The following is a 1,175-nucleotide window of genomic DNA, read 5'->3' as shown; positions in this document are numbered from 1 at the left end:
AGACGTCAAAAGCAGATTGCAAATTACCGTGGCTTCTTTAATCCTCATGAATTTTTAGGTAACGTCACTTATATCTATCCAAACTAAAGATGATAAAAAGATTTAGAATTTCTAAGTCTTTTTTCTTTTTGAAGAAATTTCCTAACGTTATCCTCTATCTTAGTGGCTAATTGCTGAAAATTTTTTAGATTCTGTAGCGAACAGGAAATTTTCGCTTTTGGATGTAGATAAACCATGTCTTTGTAGGAAATAGTTCTCAAGTCGAGAGGTAAAAGCAAGTTTTTTGAACTAAAAGAAAAATTTAGAGTTCGAGAAAGGTATCTGAAATCAAATTGATTCAGAAAGTCCATAATTTTGATGGTACAATCGTTCTATTATCTTAGATGAAGCCTCCAAAAGAGAAGTCAAAGTAAAAGAATTCGATTCACAGTAGTGACTAATCTCTAGTTAAAAACCGATCTTCGTTTTGAAAATAATCAAAAAAATGGTATAATGGTAGGAAAAGATTCGGCTGGAAGTTTTAGAACTTTTAGAATAAGAGGGTAAATTCGCCCTATAATCAAGATAAATGAAGTTTCGGAGGGAAAATGAGTAATATTAGTTTAACAACACTAGGTGGTGTACGAGAAAATGGTAAAAATATGTACATCGCTGAAATCGATGGTTCTATTTTTGTTTTGGATGCGGGGCTTAAATACCCTGAAAATGAACAACTAGGTGTTGATGTCGTCATTCCAAATATGGACTACCTTTTTGAAAATAGCGATCGTATCGCAGGGGTCTTTTTGACCCACGGACATGCAGATGCCATTGGTGCCCTGCCTTATCTTTTGGCAGAGGCTAAGGTGCCTGTATTTGGTTCTGAGTTGACCATTGAGTTGGCCAAACTCTTTGTCAAAGGAAATGATACGGTTAAGAAATTCAATGACTTCCATGTGATTGATGAAGATACGGAGATTGATTTTGGAGGGACTGTGGTTTCCTTCTTCCGTACAACTCACTCTATCCCAGAAAGTTTGGGAATAGTCCTGAAAACAGCTGAAGGTAGCATCGTTTATACAGGGGACTTCAAGTTTGACCAGACAGCTAGCGAATCCTATGCGACGGATTTTGCTCGTTTGGCAGAAATCGGTCGTGATGGTGTCTTGGCGCTCCTCAGTGATTCAGCCAATGCA

Annotated in this window: 1 protein-coding gene and 1 pseudogene; both read left to right on the top strand. The window is 37.2% G+C overall.

Features of this window, described 5'->3' with window-relative positions:
- Nucleotides 1–87, top strand: a pseudogene (locus GMD1S_RS12150) (hydrolase); the annotation flags it as partial.
- A 500-nt stretch (nucleotides 88–587) separates the two neighbouring features.
- On the top strand, nucleotides 588–1,175 hold a 588-nt coding region (locus GMD1S_RS07930), incomplete at its 3' end, for an MBL fold metallo-hydrolase (RefSeq protein WP_000065607.1).

Source organism: Streptococcus sp. GMD1S, from assembly GCF_000296875.1.
GTDB lineage: Bacteria > Bacillota > Bacilli > Lactobacillales > Streptococcaceae > Streptococcus.
Note: the sequence above shows the minus strand (reverse complement) of the source record. Positions and strands in the feature narration are given on the sequence as shown.